Source organism: Halobacillus naozhouensis (genome assembly GCF_029714185.1).
GTDB lineage: Bacteria > Bacillota > Bacilli > Bacillales > Halobacillaceae > Halobacillus_A > Halobacillus_A naozhouensis.
Map to the genome: position 1 here is coordinate 1,003,982 of NZ_CP121671.1, position 16,765 is coordinate 1,020,746.

General features: G+C 41.7%; 19 protein-coding genes. 13 read left to right on the forward strand and 6 right to left on the reverse strand.

Translation table 11 applies throughout. The features are described 5' to 3' along the window. Positions 1-306: 306 nt before the first annotated feature. Together P9989_RS05175 and P9989_RS05180 are read left to right on the forward strand one after the other, a co-directional pair. The gene (locus P9989_RS05175) at positions 307-1,098 is read left to right on the forward strand and encodes a nucleotidyltransferase domain-containing protein (RefSeq protein ID WP_283077740.1); all 792 of its coding nucleotides are present in this window, start codon (positions 307-309) and stop codon (positions 1,096-1,098) included. Positions 1,099-1,250: 152 nt separating this feature from the next. Continuing rightward, positions 1,251-2,726 carry a catalase gene (locus P9989_RS05180; RefSeq protein ID WP_283077741.1) on the forward strand — a complete coding sequence of 492 codons (1,476 nt, stop codon included), beginning with the start codon at positions 1,251-1,253 and terminating at the stop codon, positions 2,724-2,726. A gap of 180 nt (positions 2,727-2,906) precedes the next feature. Here P9989_RS05180 and P9989_RS05185 read toward each other — a convergent pair whose 3' ends face one another. The 3 genes from P9989_RS05185 to P9989_RS05195 all read right to left on the reverse strand — a co-directional run bounded on the left by P9989_RS05185 (position 2,907) and on the right by P9989_RS05195 (position 3,644). Then, positions 2,907-3,062 (reverse strand): DUF1540 domain-containing protein, encoded by a 156-nt coding sequence (locus P9989_RS05185; protein WP_283077742.1) that lies wholly within the window; start codon positions 3,060-3,062, stop codon positions 2,907-2,909. 111 nt (positions 3,063-3,173) lie between these two features. Then, positions 3,174-3,449, reverse strand: a complete 276-nt coding sequence (locus P9989_RS05190) for an OsmC family protein (protein WP_283077743.1) — start codon at positions 3,447-3,449, stop codon at positions 3,174-3,176. Further along, positions 3,450-3,644 (reverse strand): hypothetical protein, encoded by a 195-nt coding sequence (locus P9989_RS05195; RefSeq protein ID WP_283077744.1) that lies wholly within the window; start codon positions 3,642-3,644, stop codon positions 3,450-3,452. A 102-nt stretch (positions 3,645-3,746) separates the two neighbouring features. Here P9989_RS05195 and P9989_RS05200 point away from each other — a divergent pair, with 102 nt between their 5' ends. From P9989_RS05200 to P9989_RS05240, 9 genes are all read left to right on the forward strand, one after another. Then, on the forward strand, positions 3,747-4,259 hold the full coding sequence (locus P9989_RS05200) for a GNAT family N-acetyltransferase (RefSeq protein WP_283077745.1): 513 nt from the start codon (positions 3,747-3,749) through the stop codon (positions 4,257-4,259). A gap of 339 nt (positions 4,260-4,598) precedes the next feature. Then, the gene (gene thpD, locus P9989_RS05205; RefSeq protein WP_283077746.1) at positions 4,599-5,501 is read left to right on the forward strand and encodes an ectoine hydroxylase; all 903 of its coding nucleotides are present in this window, start codon (positions 4,599-4,601) and stop codon (positions 5,499-5,501) included. 321 nt (positions 5,502-5,822) lie between these two features. After that, complete coding sequence (locus tag P9989_RS05210) at positions 5,823-7,034, forward strand: MFS transporter (protein ID WP_283077747.1); 1,212 nt, start codon at positions 5,823-5,825, stop codon at positions 7,032-7,034. A 379-nt stretch (positions 7,035-7,413) separates the two neighbouring features. Further along, positions 7,414-8,286 (forward strand): 3-hydroxyacyl-CoA dehydrogenase family protein, encoded by an 873-nt coding sequence (locus tag P9989_RS05215; RefSeq protein WP_283077748.1) that lies wholly within the window; start codon positions 7,414-7,416, stop codon positions 8,284-8,286. 16 nt (positions 8,287-8,302) lie between these two features. Further along, positions 8,303-8,701 carry an acyl-CoA thioesterase gene (locus tag P9989_RS05220; protein ID WP_283077749.1) on the forward strand — a complete coding sequence of 133 codons (399 nt, stop codon included), beginning with the start codon at positions 8,303-8,305 and terminating at the stop codon, positions 8,699-8,701. Between the two features lie 12 nt (positions 8,702-8,713). After that, positions 8,714-9,769 carry a phosphotransferase family protein gene (locus P9989_RS05225; protein WP_283077750.1) on the forward strand — a complete coding sequence of 352 codons (1,056 nt, stop codon included), beginning with the start codon at positions 8,714-8,716 and terminating at the stop codon, positions 9,767-9,769. Between the two features lies 1 nt (position 9,770). Beyond that, a complete protein-coding gene (locus P9989_RS05230; protein WP_283077751.1) occupies positions 9,771-10,499 on the forward strand; it encodes a 2-phosphosulfolactate phosphatase in 729 nt (242 codons plus the stop codon). A 182-nt stretch (positions 10,500-10,681) separates the two neighbouring features. After that, the gene (locus P9989_RS05235) at positions 10,682-11,470 is read left to right on the forward strand and encodes an enoyl-CoA hydratase/isomerase family protein (protein ID WP_283077752.1); all 789 of its coding nucleotides are present in this window, start codon (positions 10,682-10,684) and stop codon (positions 11,468-11,470) included. Positions 11,471-11,482: 12 nt separating this feature from the next. After that, a complete protein-coding gene (locus P9989_RS05240; RefSeq protein ID WP_283077753.1) occupies positions 11,483-12,457 on the forward strand; it encodes a quinone oxidoreductase family protein in 975 nt (324 codons plus the stop codon). A 118-nt stretch (positions 12,458-12,575) separates the two neighbouring features. Here P9989_RS05240 and glnA read toward each other — a convergent pair whose 3' ends face one another. Further along, a complete protein-coding gene (gene glnA / locus P9989_RS05245; protein WP_283077754.1) occupies positions 12,576-13,886 on the reverse strand; it encodes a type I glutamate--ammonia ligase in 1,311 nt (436 codons plus the stop codon). A gap of 187 nt (positions 13,887-14,073) precedes the next feature. Between glnA and P9989_RS05250 the strand changes: the two genes are divergently transcribed. Both P9989_RS05250 and P9989_RS05255 read left to right on the forward strand, forming a co-directional pair. Then, positions 14,074-14,532, forward strand: a complete 459-nt coding sequence (locus P9989_RS05250; protein WP_283077755.1) for a DUF2188 domain-containing protein — start codon at positions 14,074-14,076, stop codon at positions 14,530-14,532. A gap of 93 nt (positions 14,533-14,625) precedes the next feature. Then, positions 14,626-14,820, forward strand: coding sequence for a YwbE family protein (locus P9989_RS05255; protein WP_163529133.1), 195 nt, complete (start codon positions 14,626-14,628; stop codon positions 14,818-14,820). 52 nt (positions 14,821-14,872) lie between these two features. Here the strand turns inward: P9989_RS05255 and P9989_RS05260 are convergent, their stop codons facing one another. Both P9989_RS05260 and P9989_RS05265 read right to left on the reverse strand, forming a co-directional pair. Continuing rightward, positions 14,873-15,274, reverse strand: coding sequence for a hypothetical protein (locus P9989_RS05260; protein WP_283077756.1), 402 nt, complete (start codon positions 15,272-15,274; stop codon positions 14,873-14,875). 471 nt (positions 15,275-15,745) lie between these two features. Continuing rightward, a complete protein-coding gene (locus P9989_RS05265; protein ID WP_283077757.1) occupies positions 15,746-16,738 on the reverse strand; it encodes an acrylyl-CoA reductase family protein in 993 nt (330 codons plus the stop codon). Between the last annotated feature and the right edge of the window lie 27 nt (positions 16,739-16,765).

Here is a 16,765-nt window from a genome sequence, read left to right on the forward strand (position 1 = left end):
TCCTTTTTTGTTTTTGAATGATATCTGTGAGTTCCCTTCCGGACTTATCTCATTACTGATCAGAAGCTGATAATCTCTAAGCGCTGCTAGATGAGCATCTCCAGATTTAAAGCCACATTTCAAGCAATACCAGTGATCACGCTCCCGGACCATTGGATAACTGCGACATTCCGCACATTGTCACCCATGATCAGGTCATCGTTTTGGTTCGTTTTTTCAAAAGTAAATCATTCCTTTATTAGATTGTAAGAAAAATCCTTCAATGGTACGATGGTGTAATCTGTATTTTTACAAGGGGGTTATCTAATGAGGCAGGAAGAAGCTGTTAAGGTTGTAACAGAGAGTTTAAGGAAGGATGAACGAGTCAAAGCAGTTTTCTTAAAAGGGTCGATGGGTCGAGGGGAGAGTGATGAGCATTCTGATGTAGATTTGTATTGTTTGGTGGAGGAGCAAGACGAGGAAGATTTTTTACAGGACCGAATGCAGCACTTAGAGGAGTATAGGGAAATTCTCATTTATGATGATATCTTCATTATAGCTCCGCAAGTCATTGCCGTATACGATAACCTACTGCATATGGATTTATTTACGGTGACGGAGAGAACGCTCTTACATAAAGATTATTTCAAAGTGTTGCATGATCCAGAAGGGAGGATGGAGAAATTCCGTCCATATCAACATTTGCGTTTATCGAAACAGGATTTCGTTGATGTGGTGGATGATGCGGCGTTCTTCCTGCTTCAATATAAAAAGTCAGCGGGCCGGGGGAACGATTTCTGGTGTGTGAAGGTGCTCAATGATGTGATGGTGAATGCAACGAAGATTCTGCTTCATCATTACTGTCCTGATCGTGCTCAACTCGGATTGAAAACTGCTGAACGCTCATTGCCAGAAGAATGGGTGGCGAAGCTTCAGTATGTTTACCAGCGAATCACGGTAAACGATCATACTTCAGCCGCAACCTTGGCTGCAAAGATACTTGCTCGGGAATTTAAGTGGATCTTTAATGAATTATCAGCAGCTAAGCATACAGCTACTGTCGCCTTTCTGAAAAGGATGATAGAGGAAACCTGTGGCGGTATTAGTGAGGAGTTTTGACTGAATTCTACAATATTTTTATAAATTTTTAGATGATAATTATTAAAAACAAGTTTGTACACTCTTACCGCAGGGTAGATAGTTAAAGTGCAGGCAAGGGAGTGAGAACTAACTTGACTCACGCTACTACTTATTTGGAAAGAGAGGGTATTATGTCTGAAAAAAATGATCGCAAACGCATGACGACGAACCAAGGTGTGCCGATTTCTGACAACCAAAATTCCAAAACAGCAGGTAGAAATGGTCCTATACTTATTGAAGATTATCAAATGATTGAGAAAATCGCTCATTTTGATCGTGAGCGTATTCCCGAGCGGGTTGTGCACGCCCGAGGGGCAGGGGCTCACGGTGTTTTTGTGACGAAAAACAGTATGAAGAAGTATACAACAGCAGATTTCTTAGCAGAAGAAGGGAAAGAAACGCCGGTTTTCACACGTTTCTCAACCGTGATACACGGAAAACACTCCCCTGAAACAGCACGGGACCCTCGCGGCTTCTCTGTTAAGTTTTATACAGATGAAGGAAATTACGACTTTGTAGGAAACACATTGCCGATATTTTTTATTCGTGATGCCATTAAATTCCCTGATGTCATTCATTCCTTAAAACCTAATCCTGTGACAAATGTCCAAGATCCAGCTCGTTACTGGGACTTCATGTCACTGTCTCCAGAATCAACGAACATGATGATCCACTTGTTCACAGATGAAGGAATTCCGGCAACGTATCGCAATATGCGTGGTTCAAGTGTGCATTCGTTCAAATGGTACAATGAACACGGTGAAACCTTCTATATTAAACTTCGCTGGGTGACAAAGCAGGGAATTAAGAACTTAACACCAGATGCTGCTCAGGAAGTTCAAGGGAAAGACTTCAACCATGCGACTGTAGATTTATATAATGCGATTGAGTCTGGAGATTATCCAGAGTGGGACCTATATGTGCAAGTGCTGCGTCCCGATGAACTGGATGACTTTGACTTTAATCCTTTAGATGCCACGAAAGATTGGCTAGAAGAGGACGTGCCGTGGGAGTTTGTCGGGACCATGACATTAAATAAGAACGTGGACAACTTTTTTGAAGAAACGGAACAAGTAGGTTTCAATCCGGGTGTACTCGTCCCTGGAATGATGCCATCTGAGGACCAGCTGCTCCAAGGTCGTCTGTTCTCTTATTCAGATACTCAGCGTCATCGTGTCGGACCTAATTATATGCAGTTGCCTATTAATCGACCGAAAAAGGGTGTGAGTAATAATCAGCAGGAAGGGTTCATGGCACGTGACACGGGCATTAGCCATACAAATTATGAACCAAACAGCCGGGAAGAGGAACCAAAACCGGTTGATGGTTATAAAGAACCTGCCCAGCCTTTAAGCGGAGAAATTGAACGTTCCATCATTGACAAACCAAATTATTACGGTCAAGCTGGGCGAATTTACCGAAGCTATGATCAGGATAAGAAAGCTGCGTTAATCCGCAACTTACTTGGTGATTTTGACCAAATTAAGGACCGCAATATTGTTGGACGGGCGATCGCTAACTTTTACCAAGCTGACGAATCTCTTGGAAAAACTTTGGCAGAAAAATCTAAGATTGATTTAGATGAGTATGTAGGTCGTACCGTATAGAACGGACAAAACCCTGCCACCTTAAATGGGAGGCAGGGTCCTTTACTGTACATTGAGGACACTGGGAGATGGTGGTATTCTGAATGAAATGCTTCAGATAAAAACAGGCAACAACAGTCTGAAGCTGATGTCACCTGTTATGAAAAAAATTTTTAACATCTTACCGCATTCGTTTTTAAATTAGGAAGTTGGCTTAAATGTTTTACAATCAGTTTCTTCACTATGATGTGCTTGTTTCCCCTTGTGACTCACTACATAAATAGAGTCTGCATGACATTTGTTTCCTGATCCCCAATATTTACAATTGTTTACTTCACAAAGAACATCTTGCGCCATAGTATCACACCTCCTTGTTTTGTATGATGAACAAAATGGGGGGTGTTGATACTATAAGGGAGGTAAGGAGTTTTTACCATATCCATTTGTGAACAGGATTAATATTTCAATTTAAGCATCTTGTTCTTCGATTTCCCAATCGTAATCAATTTGAACACTGTCCTTTAATGTTTGCGCTACTGGGCAGTTACGTTCAAAAACTTTTAGAGCACGTTCAGCTTCAGGCCGTTTGCCTGTTGGGATTTCTAATTGAAAGTGAATTTGTATATGTGTAATTTTCATGACACCTCCGGGGGCTTCAATGGTCCCTTCAGCATCTGCCTTCATTTTATCGGGGTAGGTTGGTATTTTGCGCGCCTCCAGCGCGCCGGAAAGTGTCCCGATCATTCAACCAGCAGCTGATGCAACAATGTGGTCAAGCGTCGACGGATATTCTGTTTCTGGTTCCTTTTTGTAAAAGTCCTTCACACCACCGTGAATCCCGTAATGAAAAGGCTCCTCAAAGTTGCCGATATAAGCACGGCGGTTTGGCGGTTGATCTTGATAAATACGAATTTTGGAAATCTCAATTGGTTTTGCCATTGTTGTTCTCCTTTCTCTTTTTTCTCTTAGTTCCCTCGCCATCTACACGTAAAACATTTGATTGGATCTAAAAGCGTTAATGCTTTAGAAAGGAGAAGTTTAATGATTAAAAGTGAAAGGCTTATATTTAGACCATATACGTTGGAGGACTTGGACTTTTACGCTTCTTTATGGGGAAATCCTGAGGTAGTCCGTTATATTGGGAAAGGCAAAACGAAAAACTATCAAGAATCCAGAAAAAATATGGAAAATTGGCTCTTTCCCCAGTATAAAGAAGGGATAGGATTATACGCCATGATTCTTAAATCAAATCAGCAATTAATAGGCCATGCAGGTTTAGTAAATCAAGAGATAGACGGGAAAAATGAAGTGGAAATCGGATACTGGTTGGTACCAAGCCAATGGGGGAATGGTTTTGCTAAGGAAGCATCGATTGCCTTTAGAGATTATGGGTTGTATGAACTTAACTACGGCAAGTTAATTTCTCTAATTAACCCCGATCATCCTGCTTCCATATTCGTTGCACGTAAAACAGGTCTTTCTTATGAAAAAACAGTAAGGTTAGATGAGGGCGATACATTAATTTACTCAATTTGTAAATCTTCCAACCGTTGATTCTAGTCCCGAAAAATCAAAAAATCTGCCTTACTAATGCATCATTCATCTTTGTGTGAGTGATGTATATTTTTATTTCTAAATCGATTTAAGCGTCTTGAAATGTGTTGTGGCTTTTCCAATGCCGTTGTAGTAAACTTAGCCATTTTTTGCTGTCTTTTTTTGCTTTTTTTTAAGTCATCCTGCTTTTATCAAAGGAATCATAAATAAGGGTGTTTACCAATTTTTACAGTGGGTATGAATTCCGTACGTGGGAAAGTTCCTCAATGTAAGTTCAGTACTAGCAGCAACTACGAATCCGACTTCGGAGAATCAATTTTTTGACAAGGAGTGTTATTTATGAAAGACCTATACCCTTCTAGAAAAAATAATAAGCCGGAGATTTTGGGACGGAAAGACCCTGTGATTCATACGGATCGATCAAAAGATGATCAAGCGCCTATTACCAGGGAACAGCTTGATTTCTATGAAGAAAATGGTTTTTTACAGATCGAAAACTTTTTCTCAGAGCAAGAGGTATCTCAAATGCAAAAAGGCATTTTTGAGCTGCAGGATTCCAGTAAAAATGTTACTTCTGACAAAGTAGTTCGCGAGCCGCAGAGTGATGAAATCAGATCGATCTTCCATGTGCACCAGGATGATGACTACTTTAAAAAAGTGGCCAATGACCAGCGCTTACTCGATATTGTCAACCATCTTCTTGGAAGTGATGTCTATATCCATCAGTCCCGTATTAATTACAAACCTGGTTTTACGGGAAAAGAATTTGACTGGCATTCTGATTTTGAAACATGGCATGTTGAGGATGGAATGCCACGGATGAGAGCAGTTAGTTTGTCCATCGCCTTATCAGACAATTATACATTTAACGGGCCATTGATGCTTATACCAGGGTCCCATAACTACTATGTCAGCTGTGTAGGGGAAACGCCAGATAATAACTATAAAGAATCATTGCAAAAGCAAAAGCTTGGAGTTCCGGATCATGACAATCTTAGCTGGCTCGCCGATCAAGGTGACGGCATTTCTGTACCTACTGGAAAAGCGGGTTCCATTACTCTATTCGAAAGCAATACCATGCATGGGTCAAACGGCAACATTACACCATACAGTCGTAACAATCTGTTCATGGTATACAATAGTGTGGAAAATCAGCTGGTGGAACCCTATTCAGGAGGGAAAAAACGTCCTGAATTCATCGCTGTTCGAGAAGGTGCGCCAACATTGACGGAGAGTAAGTAATTGCATAAAGAGGAGCTTTTCCCGAGAGTACTGACTATAATAACAAGCTGTTTCAAATAGGGGATGCCTTCATTTGAAACAGCTTTCTTTATTCTTATCTGTTTTGACAAAAACAGTCCACCTTTTTACATTTTTGAATGGATGCTTAAGCATACTTTTTTTGGTTTCATCAAAAATGAGATATACTATATGAAAAGAATTCGGTTCCTGGTTAACATTCACCACAGTTAACTTTTTAACCTGAAAAATGAGCTCCTGTTACTTAAAACTAAGGAGTTATTTTTTTATGCTTTTACACCTAGGCGATAGGAAGTGATTCATATGAGCCACACAGAAAATATGACGGGCGAATCGGGATATAAATCAAAGGATAAACCTTTTTGGATGGCCATTGTTGCGTTGACAGTTGCCTCGTTTATGACTTTTTCAAATATTTATATGGTGCAGCCGATCCTGCCTCAGTTTGTTGGCGAGTTCGGAGTGACGCCGACTGTATCTAGTTTAATGTTATCCCTAACGATTTTCTCGCTTATTTTGGGGTTGTTGTTTTTTGGTCTAATGTCGGATCGATGGGGCAGAGTAGCCTTAATGAAAGGGACGATTCTGCTTTCTATCATTCCTTTACTCATTATTCCCTTTTTAGAATCCTTTACGAATATACTAGTGTTAAGGTTTGTACAGGGTTTTTTTGCTGCTGGACTGCCTGCTGCAGCCATTGCTTATATTGGAGAGGAATTTGAACAGCGCAGTGTACGGATAGGGATATCTTTTTACATAGCTAGTAATGCTGTTGGCGGTATGTTTGGCAGGGTTTTCGTAGGTTATCTGACTGAGCAAACGTCCTGGCAAACTGCTATGTGGCTGTTATTTGGGATAGAAACGATTTTTTTCTTGCTGTTTGTTTTCTTACTTCCTAAATCTCAGAACTTTGTAGCAAGTGAGCTTCCAGTGAGAAAGGATTTGGCTATGATGTTTGTCCACCTGAAAAATAAAAATCTTATCCCCGCATTTTACATGGGGATTGTGATTCAACTGGCATTTACAGGGGTTTGGACCTATTTGCCCTTCTATTTAATGGATGCCCCCTATTATTTATCGATTGGAACCATTACGTTAGCTTATTTTGCATATGGTATGGGGTTAGTTGGATCACCACTTGCCAGCAAACTATCTCTCACATTTGATTTAAGTAAAATTGTCATTATTAGTGCAGTAGTGATGTTGACAGGGATCGCCGTAACGGTATTACCGATGGCATCGCTTGTTTATACTGGTCTAATTCTAATGTGTTTAGGATTTTTTGTCATCCATTCGATGATGGCATGGCTTGTCAATCAACAAGCCACTCATCACAAGGGAGGGGCTTCTAGTCTCTACCTTGTCAGTTATTACGTGGGAGTATCTGGAGGCGGTACAATTACAGGTTTCCTATGGAGTCGATGGGGCTGGGCGGGCGTTATTTCGCTAGCTGTTCTTGTCATCCCAGGTGTCTTGTGGGGCAAGAGAACATACCTGCGCCCTTCATCAACATAATATTGTCTGCCCTTAAAGACCCCACATGACGTGGGGTCTTTTGATGTTGGCACATGCCCTATACGGCGTTGGGTCTTTCGGTATTGGCAAATACCCCATATGACGTGAGGTAGTTCGGTGTTGGCACAGGACGTGCCGGTTTTAACCGAACTTCCTCCGTCTCTCCCAGCGCACTTGCGATAGTGTTCCCAACATCTCGTTTTATGTAGGGTGGACCAAATGAATGAATACTCATTATCTGACTTGAATTTTCAGAATAGTCGATATAAAATAGGTTTACATACTAACTGGTAGGTATGTTCAGATGAATGTTAGACAAGCGTTCAATGAATCGGTTGAGCTATTTTTAAAAATCAATAAGGAATAGGGGAGAATTCACATGACGATTGAACAGGTGTCGGTAATTGGAGCGGGTTCAATGGGACATCAGATTGCTATGCTTAGTGCGATGGCAGGCTTTCAGACGAATATACAAGATATGAGCTTGGATTCTCTTGATGAGGCGAGGACAAAATTAACAAACATTATGGACAAATGGGTACGCAAGGAGAAGATCACCACGAAAGCTCGTGATGAAGCATTTGAGCGTCTCATGTTTACTACAGACTTACGGGAAGCGGCGGATGAAGCCGATTTGGTTATTGAAGCGGTGGTGGAGAAGCTTGATGTGAAGCGTAAAGTCTTTGCAGAATTGGATGAGTTGGCCCCGAAACACGCTGTATTTGCCACAAATTCATCTACGATTGTAAGCTCGTTGATTGCTGATGCGACTTCGAGACCGGAGAAAGTGTGCAATATGCACTTCTTCTTTCCGCCACTCGTGATGGATTGTGTAGAAGTCGTCAAGGGGGAACATACATCGGATGAGACTACTCAACTTGCCATGGATGTTTGTGATCAGATGAATCGCACAGCTGTCCTGTTGCAAAAAGAAATCTCAGGTTTTATCGCGAACCGAATTCTGTTTGCCATTCAGAAAGAAGCAATGGCTTTATACGAAGGAGGATACGCTGACTTTGAGGATATTGATAAAATCACTCGTAAAGCATTAGGTCATCCTATTGGTCCATTTGAAGTGATGGATCTTTCAGGCATTGATGTCGGGTATTATGTAATGCAGCAGCGTTATGCGGAATCGGGAGATCCAAATGATCAACCACCAAAGACGCTTGTTGAAAAAGTGGAAGCTGGTGAATTTGGCCGGAAAACAGGCAAGGGTTTCTATACCTACAGCAGTAAGGTGAAGAACTAGAGGAGGAAATGATTCAATGCATGAGACAGAAATAGGCGTGCGATTTTGCGAAACAGATTTACTGGGACACGTGAATAATAATAACTTTTTTGTTTATTTAGAGGATGCAAGAATACGCTTTTTTGAGGATCTAGAGTTAGTAAAAAAAGATTGGAATTTCATTCTTGCTTCTATTAAGTGCGACTTTTTAAAGCAGGTTTATTTTAACCAGAAGCTGATTATTAAAAGTGGCGTAGCTAAGATCGGTAATTCAAGCTTTCATTTGGAACAGGATATTTACGAGAAAGAATCAGGAGAAATTGTAGCGAAAGGATCAAGTGTAATTGTCCAGTTCGACTTCGAGCAGCAGCAAAGTGCTCCCTTAACGGAAGCCATGAAAAAACAGTTGGAAGTTTACCAAATGGCAGCTAACTAGGAGGGAAATGTATTGGCTTATACAGTTGATACTCAGAGAGTTCGTAAAGGTGAAGAAATTGATGAACAGGGGATTGAGTCCTTTTTACGTGAAAAGCTTCCTAACCTTCCAGATGAAAAACTGGAAGTAAGGCAATTTGGGGCGGGACATTCCAATCTGACCTATGAACTGACAATAGGTGGTTGGGAGGCGGTGTTACGTCGTCCACCTATGGGGCCAGTTGCTCCCAAGGCCCATGATATGGAGCGTGAGTACCTTGTGTTACAAGCGCTTCATCCGGTTTTTCCTCTAGCACCAAAGCCGCTTGCTTTTGAATCGGGGAATCTCTTAGGCCGGCCTTTTTTTGTGATGGAGCGTCGTCATGGACTTGTTTTTGACACGGAATTTCCTAAAGGGATTCGACCCAATCCCGAGTTCGGTCGTAAGCTTTCTGAAACCATGGTGGATCGATTGGTAGAGTTGCATTCAATAGACTATAAAGCTACTAAGCTCAAAGAAATGGTGAAGCCCGATGGATTTATGGAACGTCAAATTCACGGCTGGATCAAAAGATATGAAAAGGCAAGAACAGATGATGTGGTGTCAGGTGAGCGATTGAAGAAATGGCTGGTGGCGCATATTCCAGACTCAAATGAAGCGTCCATTATTCATTACGATTATAAATTAAACAATGCTTTGTTTGATGAAGAAGCGAATATGGTCGGGTTATTCGACTGGGAGATGACTACGGTTGGTGACCCACTGGCTGATCTCGGAGCAGCAATGAGTTATTGGATTGAAGCAGAAGATCCGGAACTTCTAAAAACGGGCCTCGGCAAGTCGCCGCTTACGGTTAACGAAGGATTTTACACCCGGGACGAGTTTATGACCAGATATGCGGAAAAGAGCGGTCGTGATCTCAGTAATATAAACGTGTATGTAACATTTGCCTACTTTAAACTGGCCGGGATTATTCAACAAATCTATTCCCGATACAGGAAAGGCCAAACCGATGATCCAAGGTTTTCTCGTATGAATATATTTGTTAATAACTTAATTAAGCACGCAGAAGAAACGGCCGGGTTATGAGATGAGTGACATCCAAGTTATTTTTAAAAAAGAAGATATTCAGCCAGACCTGATGAAAGGGAAAGTCGCTGTCGTATTTGATGTACTGTTTGCCACGTCAACTATTACAGCCGCTCTTGCTGACGGAGCGACTTCGGTCATTGCCGTATACGATCAGGCTCAAGCCCGTGAAAAAGCAAAAACGCTTACCGATCCTTACGTGTTAGCTGGGGAAGACAAAGGAAGGACGATAGAAGGCTTTGAGCATCCCTTACGAAGATACTTGCAGCCAATTGCAGCCGGAAAGCATGTAGTGTTGTCGACAACGAACGGAACTGTGGCACTTAATCGATCAAGCCAGGCTGATGCTTTATATGCCTCGTCTTTATTAAATAATCCGGCAATGGCGCACTACCTGGCTGAGAAGCATAAGAACGAGACAATCGTACTTGTCTGTTCAGGTACAAGCGGACATTATACTATGGAAGACTTTTATGGCGCAGGTAGTTTAGTATCTTTTCTTATGAAAGAAGGAGATTTTCAGCTTTCTGATGCGGCACGCACTGCTTTGCATTTTTATCAGGGGAGCGGTTCCACTGCCTTTGAGTTACTGCGCTCTACTAGGATTGGGAAAATACTTGTGGAAATGGGCATGGATGAAAAAGAGATTGAATTTGCAGCACAGGAAGGACTTTTTAAAACGATCGCTAAATATGAGCCAGAAAGCGGCTCAATTAAAAAGTTAACGTAATATATTGTGATAAATACAGATTACTGACACAGGTCGACAATAATTTCCCGGGAAATATAACCTGAAAACGGAAGATTTGCCCTCAAAAAAGGCTGTTTTGCTGCGGAACAAGTAGCAGCAAAAATCCATACGAAAAGCGCCAACAAAAAATATGCTTTGAATTCTATAGGGAGCTGATAGTTATGAGAAATCTAAGTAATGATCATTTGAGTGTGTCACTGAATGGACCAGTTCTTTCCTGTGTATTAAACAGACCCGATAGCTTGAATGCCTTTTCTGACCGGATGATTGCAGGTTTACAGGAAGCGTTGCTTGAAGCGGAGAATAATGAAGAAATTAAAGTTGTGGTCCTGTCCGGGGCTGGAAGGTCCTTTTCAGCGGGTGGTGATGTGAAAAATATGGGCAAGGCGACAGCCAACCATCTGTATGAGCATGTGGGAGAATTAAACCAGTTAATTCTTAAGATCAAGGATCTTGCTAAACCTGTAGTTGCTGTGGTGCACGGTTACGCTGCGGGAGCCGGGTTTAACTTAGCCCTTGCCTGTGATCAAATCATTGCAGCAGAGGAAAGTAAGTTTGTATTAAGCTTCGCACAGGTTGGGCTCGTCTCAGATGGGGGAGGGCACTATTTTTTAATGAAGATCCTTGGTCCATACCGAGCGAAGGAGCTTCTATTTAGAGCCGAACCTTTGCCGGTGGAAACAGCGGTTGAGTGGGGATTGGTCAATCGTATATTTCCGCTTTCTGATTTGGAGGAAGGGGCTATGGAGTATGCCCTTCGTCTGGCCAAAGGACCTGGACAAGCACTTGGAATGATGAAAAAGCTTGTTGATCAGTCAGACCAATCTGATTTAGCGACAATTCTTGAACAAGAGCGGTTAACGCAAACTATGATGGCACAAACGGACGATCATAAAGAGGGAATTCAAGCCTTTAAAGATAAACGAAAGCCTGTTTTTGTTGGAAGGTAAGGAGGTGTAAATATGAAGGTTGTTCAGTTCGAAGAGTATGGAGGACCAGAAGTTTTACAAATGGCTGAAATGGAGAAACCGAAACCTATGCCTGGTGAAGTACTGATTGCAGTAACAGCCATCGGTGTGAATTATGCTGATACGGCTAGGAGGGAAGGGGCGTACGTCGTTCCCACGCCGCTCCCCTTTATACCTGGTGCAGAGGTCGCGGGAATCGTTGAAGAAGTTGGAGAAGACGTTGATAGCTACAAGGTAGGAGATCGGATTGTTACACTTGTCGGTTCAGGTGGTTATTCAGAATATATAGTCACAAAAGCTGCTGCGCTTATTCCTTTGCCAGAAGATTTAACTGATGAAATAGCGGCCTCTCTCCCGCTTCAAGGGTTAACTGCTTATCACCTGTTAACCACCATGGGTCGTCTAGAAAAAGGTGAAACAGTGCTTATTCATGCGGGCGCTGGAGGAGTTGGGTCTTTAGCCATTCAGCTTGCTAAGCATTTTGGTGCCGGCAAAATTATTGCGACAGCCAGTACGGAAGAAAAGCGAAAGACAGCTCGTGATCTAGGAGCTGATCATACAGTGGATTACACGAAGTATGATTGGCGGGATGAAGTGATGAGTGTAACAGAAGGAAACGGGGTTGATATCGCCCTCGAAATGGTGGGAGGAGATATATTCCACGAAACCATTCGGTGCATGCGATCATTTGGCCGAATTGTTGTTTATGGGGTTGCCAGTGGGCATCTGGCTGAAATGTATCCTTCGGGGCTAATGAATCGTAATTTGTCCATTATCGGTTTCTTTTTGCCAGAGATTATGAAGAAGCCAATTTTATTTGAGCGAAGCCTTCAAGACCTGATGAAGTTGGTCAGCAGCGGAAAGCTGAAATTAACAATTGGAGGGACTTATCAGTTAAAGGATGCGGCAAAGGTTCATGAATTAATGCAAGCAAGACAGACGAAAGGGAAGTTAATTTTAAAGCCCTAGTGACTGGAATAAATAGAAAATCAAACTCAGTTTGAGCATTTATATGAACAAGAAATTTCAAGTCTCCTGAATATACTAAAGGCTGCACTCTAATAGGGGAGTGCAGCCTTTGCCAGAGTTATTTATTCATATAGTGCTCAATTTCCCATTGACTGACTTGCAGAGAGTAAGTGTTCCACTCTCGTTCCTTTTCTTCAAGGTAGATTTTTGAGGTGTGCCCCCCTAAAGCATCCATCAATACTTCATCAGCCCTTAAAGCTTTAAGAGCTTCTTTTAAATTAGTTGGTAAAGTAGGAACACTTTCGTCGCTGACTTCATAAAGGTTGCGAGTTTCAGCTTCTCCTGCATCCAGTTCGTTTCGAATGCCTTCAAGACCTGCTTTAATTAGCACGGCGAGTGTGAGATATGGGTTCGCTGTCGGGTCAGGGTTACGAACCTCAAATCTAGTGCCATTGCCACGGGTCATAGGAACACGGATCATGCAGCTGCGGTTTGAGTGGGACCATGCTACACTAACCGGTGCTTCATAACCTGGAACGAGACGTTTATAGGAATTTACATTTGGATTGGTAATCGCAGCGATTCCGTTAGCATGCTGTAAGATTCCCGCCATAAAATGTTTCATTGTATCTGAGATTTCATCATCAGCATGCTGATCGTAAAAAGCACTGTCGCCATCAATAAATAACGAAAGATGACAGTGCATACCGGATCCATTTCCTCCGGTGATCGGTTTTGGCATAAAGGTCGCATGATAATCATGGTTTGATGCGATATCCTTTACTACGTTTTTAAAGGTTTGAATGTTATCCGCTGTCTTTAACATATCGTCGAATCGAAAGTTGATTTCATGCTGACCCTGTGCAACTTCGTGGTGAGAGGCTTCCATCTCAAACCCGAATTTCTTCAGGGTACGGGCAATATCGCGGCGAACTTTATCCCCCTTGTCTTTAGGTGAGGCATCAAAATATCCTGCCCGGTCATTCATTTTACGAACAGGATATCCTTCTTCGTTTAACTTAAATAGAAAGAACTCTGGTTCTGGACCGACATTTACTGTATATCCCAGATCCTTAGCTTCTTTCATGGCTCTTTTTAATATATATCGTGGATCCCCTTCGAATGGGGTGCCATCGGGTGTATAAATGTCACAAATAAATCGAGCAATACGATCTTCATTAACATTTTCAGGTAACACCTTAAATGTGTCTAAGTCTGGTACGAGATACATATCACTCTCTTGAATTTCAGAAAAACCGGAAATAGAAGAGCTATCAAACATAGCTTCATCATTTAATACGCCATCAATTTCTTCAACCGGTAATTCCACATTCTTTGTATCGCCTAACATATCGGTAAACTCCAGGCGAAGAAATTCTACGGCTTCATCTTTTACAATCTGTTTAATACTATCTTTCGAATAATTCATGCATTTCCCCTCATCTTCAATTTTGTTTATATCATACTTAGGTAGATTCCCATGAATACTTTCTATTAAACCATGGAATATTATGGGGATGTCAAGGCGCTGACAGAAAGTATGAGAGGGCAAGGTTTAACTTTCTGTTATTTGCGGTAAAGAACAACTAAATCTATTAGAAAAAGGAGTGGGCGATATGCCTTGGGACACTCAAGATTATCCAAGTTCATTAAAAAGCTTAGACACTGTGGTAAGGAAAAAAGCGATTGATATTGCAAATGCCATGATTGATGAGGGATATGATGAAGGGCGCGCCATTCCAATTGCAACGGAACAAGCTAAAGAATGGTATGAGAATGCATCACAGGCTGAAAAGCAGGAGATGAGCAATAAAAGTGACAAGGGGTTGCGGAACCGGGAGAAAGGTGATCAATCCTCCAGTCGTCCAGAGTTATTAGATAAAGGCGAACATGTTGTCTCCCATGAGAACGGCTGGGCTGTTCAGGCGGAAGATGCCAAACAGCCTTCTGATGTATTTGAAAATAAGCAGGATGCTGTAGATCGAGCGAAGGAAGTAGCAAAAAATAAAGGAACGAGTGTGATCATTCATAAGCAGGATGGCAGTATTCAGGACCAGACATCTTACAGCGATTAAACGATCATTCTAAACCAGAAAATATCTTAGATTTGTTCTGTTACCTATAAAACATGGTATGATAAAGGGAAGAAATAGCATGGAGGTTAAGAGATGAATGGTCAGCAACGCAAAGATATTAAACCTGGTTTAGAAGTCGATATCGTTTTAAAAAAAGATCAGCGTAGTGGAAATTTAACACGAGGAATAGTTAAAGATTTACTGACTAAATCACACAGCCATCCTCATGGCATCAAAGTTCGTTTGGAGGATGGGCAAGTAGGAAGAGTAAAGCAAATACATGGATAAGTGAAAACCCCCCGCAACCTGGCTACTTAGTGGCAAGGTACGGGGGATTTTTTCAGTTTGTTTCCTGCCTTGATTTTACAAAATCTTTAAATGGAATCTCTACAGTAAAAAAGTCACCATCCTCATCTTCTGTAACAGCCATGATGGTGTAGTTTTCACCGAAAATTCTTTTCATTGCATAATCTCCGCTATTAAATGGCTGACCGAGGCCGAAACCCGTATTTATGATGGTGTGCCGGTTTTCCTCTGTTAGGTTAGCGGTTTCTTTTAACATGACCATTGGCCGGAAAGCAGAGGTATTATAATTGTCATTAATTTTATCCCAATCTATTTCAACAGTAACGAATTCAGAAGCTTCTCCTAACATTTCTTGTATTAAATCTTTAAGTTCCCTTAGATCTAATAAATAAACTACGTCTTCAGGTACGAGTTGATTTAAGTAATGAGCAGGCATTTTCTTCGCTCCTTTGCTTACTGACAATGTTATAGTATCATAGTTCGGAAAAATAAAGCTTATATATTGGAAAAAGCGGTTCAGACTACAGTCTGAACCGCTTTATAAGTGAAAGAAAGCAACATGTTCAGCTTTCCTCTTTGTATACATCGGACTAATGAATTTAAATTTTTCGTTGATCGTCTTGCATTTCCATTGCAAGTGGTTATGAACCAATATTGCCGCGGTTCTTCTACAAGGTAGTTTTTATCAACTTAAACGACGCAATCCCTACCTCTATTGCATCCTTACAGCTCCGAAGCTGATCCAGTGTGATTAAGTCGTGATAAAACATAGCAGAATGCCAGTCTCATACACATCACTCTTTCATTGTTCCGAGTTACCTTTAGCGAAGGCACTAATTTAACAGTATAGTTTAGTTTATATGATTTGTCAATATTGGTACTCTGGGTTAAGAATGTGGCCTTGATGTTATCCTAGTTTCACAATGGTCCGGCCACGCGTTTTGCCCTCCAGGATCTTCGTTAATGTTTCAGGAACTTGTTCCAAAGAAATTACTTCTTTAATTCTATTGAATGTATCATTTATCTTCAGGTCACCTGCCAGTCGGTTCCATATTTCCTTTCTTGTTTCCATCGGGCAGTAAACTGAATCTATCCCAAGAAGATTAATACCTCTTAGAATAAAAGGATAAACCTGTGTTGGAATATTTGTCCCCGCCGTAAGTCCACTTACAGCTGCAGCCCCATTATACTGAAGCTGAGAAAGAAGGGAGGCGAGCGGTTCTCCTCCTACGGGATCAACAGCTGCGACCCAGCGTTGTTTCCCGAGAGCCCTTAGTTTCCCGTCATATACATCTTCCCGTGAAATGACAGAGCCAGCTCCAAGATCTAATAAGTAGTCTTTATGTTCTATACTGCCAGTGCTTGCTTCTACCTCATAGCCTCGCTTGGCGAGCATAGCAATAGCCATACTGCCCACACCGCCTGTAGCCCCTGTAACCAGAACGGGACCATCGCCTGGAATGAGACCGTTTTTCTCTAATTTATGGATAGACAATGCAGCAGTAAAGCCTGCGGTCCCATAGATCATTGCTTCTTCAAGGGTTAACTTATCCGGAAGCGGAACAATCCATTCACCAGGGATAGAGGCGTATTCACTATATCCGCCATGGTGGGAAACGCCGATCTCGTAACTTGTAGCAATCACAGCGTCCCCCTCCTTGAAACGATCATCTTGTGATTGAACAACAATTCCAGCTAAATCGATTCCTGGAATGATAGGATAATCTTTTACCATCGGGTTTCCAGGTGTTGATACCATTCCATCTTTATAATTCACACTTGAATAATGGACTTTAATTAAGACCTCGCTTGAAGGAAGATCATCAGTTGAGATGGTCTTTATGTCGGCCTTCGTCTTTCCATTCGACTGGTCAATATAAAATGCATTAAAATTACTCAAACGGATCACCTCTTTTGTTGAATACCA